Here is a 4,991-nt window from a genome sequence, read left to right as displayed (position 1 = left end):
TTAATAATAAACTCAAATTAATCAAAAGACTTGGATATGGATTTCGTAACTTTAGTAATTTTAGATTACGTAGTTTATTAAACTGGCACTTTAGTATTAATTCTCCATAAAAGTGACGCAAGAGCCAAAAATCTTTGTTTTTTGTTAGCATCAATCTCAATTTTTTGCTCCTCCGCTTTATCCATAATTTGGACAGCAATAGCAAAAAGAATATTAATATGATTGATGGCTGTAGCTTCAATTAAATCAGATATGGAAAAGAAGATTGTCAGATAATTATCGTCAAATTCTCTGGCAAATTCTGCCAACAATGTAGACTTACCACAACCGCGATGTCCTGCAAAAATTAGTTGATTGGTATAATCATTACCATCCAAAACTCTCTGTTCTAATTCTGCAATGAAATCATCACCATAAGGAACTCGAAAATCTGCGGTTTCTTCTGTTGTCACCAAAGGTTGCAATTGTAAATTACGAAATGCTTTTTGAAACGCATCAATCCGATCAGTTGCCATTGTTTATGCTCCTTATATGTTGACAGTTTTTATGTTATGTCAGTTATATCAATTTTATCTATCTAAAATCAATAGGAGTGTGTAATAGATAATTCTTATTCCACAAATCGGATAATACTGCTAATACCCTCACATTAATGCTAAAACTCACTATATTACGCAGTTGGGCTTTACCACTGTCTTTAGTCTTCAGTACCCAGTCTAGCATGATGGTAGTGTAATCCGAATCATAATTAAGAGGTATTCCTTACCCCAAAAAAGATAAAATCACCGAAAATTGATTTTCATAAAATATATCTGCAAGTAAAACCGACGGATAACTATGTTAGAACAAGGCAATATCAGTATTCATACCGATAATATTTTCCCGATTATCAAGAAGTCTCTCTACTCAGATCATCAAATCTTCTTGCGGGAACTGGTATCCAACGGGGTAGACGCTATCCAAAAGTTAAACATGGTATCCCGTGCTGGGGAATACAATGGCGAAATTGGTGAACCAGAAATTACCATTAGCATTGATAAAGACAACAAAACCCTCTCAATAGCTGATAATGGTATTGGCATGACAGCAGAGGAAGTAAAAAAATACATTAACCAAGTTGCTTTCTCCAGTGCTGAAGAATTTATTGACAAGTATGAAGGTAAGGCAGACCAACCGATTATCGGTCATTTCGGTTTGGGTTTCTACTCATCCTTTATGGTAGCGAAGCAAGTAGAAATTGATACTCTATCTTATCAGGAAGGCGCACAAGCCGTGCGTTGGACTTGTGATGGTTCACCTAAATTTATTTTAGATGAATCTTCCCGCACCAGTCGCGGAACTACGATTATCCTCAGATTAGAAGGGGAGGAAGAGGAATTTTTAGAACCAGCACGAATTAAGAATCTTGTCAAGACTTATTGCGATTTCATGTCAGTTCCCATTAAAATGGATGGGGAAGTTTTAAATAAACAAAAAGCTGCATGGCGGGAATCTCCCACTAATCTCACCAAGGAAGATTATTTAGAGTTTTACCGCTATTTGTATCCTTTCCAAGAAGAACCTTTGCTGTGGGTGCATTTGAATACAGATTATCCCTTTGTGATTAACGGGATTTTGTATTTCCCGAAAATGCGTCCTGATGTGGATGTAACCAAGGGACAAATTAAGTTATTCTGCAATCAGGTGTTTGTCAGTGATAACTGTGAGGAAATTATTCCCCAGTTTCTAATGCCCATGCGGGGCGTGATTGATAGCACTGATATACCTTTAAATGTATCACGGAGTGCATTGCAAGGCGATCGCACTATTAGAAGAATTGGCGATTATATAGCCAAAAAAGTTGGTGATAGACTCAAAGAGTTATACCGTGATGACCGCGAACAATACGTAACAGCCTGGAAAGACTTAGGAACATTCGTGAAATTTGGCGTTCTCAACGATGAGAAATTCAAAAAACAAGTTGAAGACATTATCATCTTCCGCAGCACAGCCAAATTAGAAGCCCCTGTAGCCGACACCCCAGCCGTTGAAGTCCAATCTACCGATGGTGATGCGTGGCAAGATGTTACCCCAGCAACCGCGACCAGCATCCCCTACACCACCCTGAAAGAATACTTAGAACGGAACAAAGAACGTCACGAAAATAAGGTATTCTACAGCACAGATGCAGCCAGTCAAGCCACTTATATTGAACTCCACAAAAATCAAGGTTTAGAAGTCCTCTATATGGACTCCTTCATTGATACCCACTTCATCAACTTCCTAGAACAAGAATATCGAGATGTCAAATTTACACGGGTAGACTCTGACCTCGATAATACCCTCCTCGATGACAAAACTGGCGAAATTGTTGACCCCACCACCAACAAAACCAAAGGAGAAGTCATTAAAGAACTATTTGAGAAAGCCCTCAACAAGCCAAAACTCAACATCCGCACCGAGTCCTTGAAATCAGACGACCCTCAAGGAACACCACCGGCAATGGTATTATTACCCGAATTTCTCCGCCGGATGCGAGAAATGAGTGCTATGATGCAGCAGCAAACCGTCGAATTCCCCGAAGAACATATTTTACTAGTAAATACTGCTCACCCGTTAATTCAAAACTTGATTAATCTCAGTCAAGGTAGTATTATTCAGGGTGATGGGGAGTCACAATCTAGCCAATTAGTAACAATGATGTGTCAGCACGTTTATGACTTAGCACTGATATCGCAAAAAGGCTTTGATGCAGATGGGATGAAATCCTTTGTAGAACGTTCCAATGACGTACTCACCAAGCTAACAGAACAAGCCAGCAAATAAACAGCCAGATAACCGACTTCTGCGAGAAGTCGGTTATAACACTTGATTTTTTTAGAGATTTTCTTGATGGTTAATATAAGAACGAAGCACAGTATTAATCATTGATTGATAGCCTTTTCCCTGGTGTTTAAACCATTCCAAAACGTCACTATCTAAGCGAATGGAAATAGCTTTTTTAGTGATTGGTTTCACCATTTTAGCTGTTTCCCAAAAATGATCGTCTAATTCGGGAATATCAGAAGTATCAATAGCAGAATCTGGGATATTTTGGATTTCTTCAAGACGTTTCGGCGAGATATTCATAGTATTGTCTCCTTTCTTTAGGGGTGGCTTTTCGGGCTGAAATCAGACGAATTTTGCCGTTTCTTTCGGTATGGGCTACGGTGACAAGAATCATTTCTTGTATTGCACCAATAGTAATTTCTCTAATTTCTTCATCATAGTCAAATCGTTCATCAATTGACGTAAAAACGATTCCCTGAAAAATTTCTTGTGCTTCCTCAAAGCTAAGTCCATGTTTTTTCTGATTTTGTTGATTTTTATGTTCGTCCCATTCAAATTCCATTAGACCTGTAGATACATTTTGTATATACACTATAGTAACATTAGTGACGAATGGTAAAGATTAAGATTTTCTCAAAAGGTCGGTAATACTTGCCATAATTCCCTAGACACTAGATAATTATTCTTTTTCCCGAACTTGTTGGGATATAATGGGAAGGTTGTCTTAAAATAGAACTCTAGGAGATATTTATTATGTCCCGTCGTTGTGAACTAACTGGTAAAAAAGCCAATAACGCTTGTTCCGTTTCCCACTCCAACCGTCACACCAAGCGTCTACAGCACGTTAATCTGCAAACCAAGCGGGTTTGGTGGGCTGCTGGTAACCGTTGGGTAAAATTGAAACTTTCCACCAAGGCTATTAAAACCTTAGAATTTAAAGGTTTAGACGCAATGGCAAAAGAAGCAGGAATCAACCTCAACCATTACTAAATAGTAGGGAACAGGTCAGAGGCAGGGGGCAGGGGGCAGGGGGCAGCCCTTTGATATTGATTATTCTACTTTCTACTTCCTTCTGACTCCTGACTCCTTTCATTAAACACTATTTAATTTAATTACACCCTGATCAAAAACGCGATTATTAGTACCAATAGCGCTCACTTCCATTCTATCTGCATACACATCATAGGCAGCAAAACTCAAATCACTGGTTGAATATTCTGTCCATTGAGAACGACCAACTGGACGATTACCAGCACCAGCACCACAGATTAAATAGGTAGTTCCATTAATAGCGCGAGTTCGTTCATAATTATGTTCATGACCATTGATATAAAGTTGAACATTGTATTTTTTAAATAGGGGAGTAAAGGTTTTAATAAAACTTGTATTATTTCCATAATGACCAGACGAATAAATCGGATGATGACCAAAGACAACTTTCCAAGGTGCTTTACTCAGGCTTAATTCTTTATCTAGCCAAATTAATTGATTTTTCCAATCAGCATTACCATTAGTATCTAAGGCAAAAAACTGAACTTTATTTTGACTAAATGTGTAATAACGTCCCTGCATATTAAAACCAGGATATTTAACTTGGGGAACACCATTATCCGTGCGAATATCATGATTGCCTAAACAAGCATGAAACTTGACACCATTTTTTAGTAAAGGTTGATAAGGGCGTTCAAAAACTTCCTTTATTTTCTCAATTTCCCCATTATTGTAGATGTTATCACCAGCTAAAACTACCAAATTATAAGGATTTTGCTGATGATAAAAATTCATAGCATTTGCTACAGCATATTGTCCCTTAGTCCCAGTTCCTGTATCAGCAACGGATACAAAGCGCAATAATAAATCTTTTTTGACTGGTTTAGCTGCTGTTGCTGATTGTATGAGAGAATTTGAATTTGACAATTTCCCACTCAAAAATCCAGATGCTATGGTGCTAATTCCACCTAAAAACAAAAATTGACGGCGGTTAATATTCATAATTCATCTAAACCTCCAGGAGACCCCCACCAAAACTGTACTCAGTTTGGTGATGGGAGGAATGGAGGGTTAATTGTGAAACGTCCCTTGAGTAATTTTGTGCGCCAGCACAAACAATGAAAGGGACAGTTGAGCAATTAACAAATCTTTGATTTTCCATATTCGTAACCGTCCTTTTTGTGAATTGATTT

Annotated in this window: 7 protein-coding genes; 3 read left to right on the top strand and 4 right to left on the bottom strand. The window is 38.0% G+C overall.

All coding sequences use genetic code 11. The features are described 5' to 3' along the window. Positions 1–110, top strand: a 110-nt coding sequence (locus tag IQ228_RS20945; protein WP_143336338.1) for a transposase, incomplete at its 5' end; no start/stop codon positions are given. Here IQ228_RS20945 and IQ228_RS20940 read toward each other — a convergent pair. Then, on the bottom strand, positions 78–515 hold the full coding sequence (locus IQ228_RS20940; RefSeq protein ID WP_193964279.1) for an ATP-binding protein: 438 nt from the start codon (positions 513–515) through the stop codon (positions 78–80). The genes IQ228_RS20945 and IQ228_RS20940 overlap by 33 nt on opposite strands. A gap of 322 nt (positions 516–837) precedes the next feature. Here IQ228_RS20940 and htpG point away from each other — a divergent pair, with 322 nt between their 5' ends. Next, a complete protein-coding gene (gene htpG / locus IQ228_RS20935; RefSeq protein ID WP_193964278.1) occupies positions 838–2,805 on the top strand; it encodes a molecular chaperone HtpG in 1,968 nt (655 codons plus the stop codon). A 51-nt stretch (positions 2,806–2,856) separates the two neighbouring features. Here the strand turns inward: htpG and IQ228_RS20930 are convergent, their stop codons facing one another. Beyond that, a complete protein-coding gene (locus IQ228_RS20930; RefSeq protein WP_027402818.1) occupies positions 2,857–3,108 on the bottom strand; it encodes a BrnA antitoxin family protein in 252 nt (83 codons plus the stop codon). Continuing rightward, positions 3,083–3,370 (bottom strand): BrnT family toxin, encoded by a 288-nt coding sequence (locus tag IQ228_RS20925; protein ID WP_193964276.1) that lies wholly within the window; start codon positions 3,368–3,370, stop codon positions 3,083–3,085. Before IQ228_RS20925 ends, IQ228_RS20930 begins: the two co-directional genes overlap by 26 nt. Positions 3,371–3,561: 191 nt before the next feature. Between IQ228_RS20925 and rpmB the strand changes: the two genes are divergently transcribed. Continuing rightward, positions 3,562–3,798: a 50S ribosomal protein L28 gene (gene rpmB, locus IQ228_RS20920; RefSeq protein ID WP_027402820.1), complete on the top strand. Its 237-nt coding sequence runs from the start codon at positions 3,562–3,564 to the stop codon at positions 3,796–3,798. A gap of 102 nt (positions 3,799–3,900) precedes the next feature. Here rpmB and IQ228_RS20915 read toward each other — a convergent pair whose 3' ends face one another. Further along, a complete protein-coding gene (locus IQ228_RS20915; RefSeq protein ID WP_190383409.1) occupies positions 3,901–4,800 on the bottom strand; it encodes a metallophosphoesterase in 900 nt (299 codons plus the stop codon). Positions 4,801–4,991 lie beyond the last annotated feature (191 nt).

Origin of the sequence: Dolichospermum sp. LEGE 00246, assembly GCF_015207865.1 — a bacterium.
Classification (GTDB): domain Bacteria; phylum Cyanobacteriota; class Cyanobacteriia; order Cyanobacteriales; family Nostocaceae; genus Dolichospermum; species Dolichospermum heterosporum.
The sequence above is the reverse complement of the archived record's forward strand: the minus strand, read 5'-3'. Positions and strand labels throughout refer to the sequence as shown.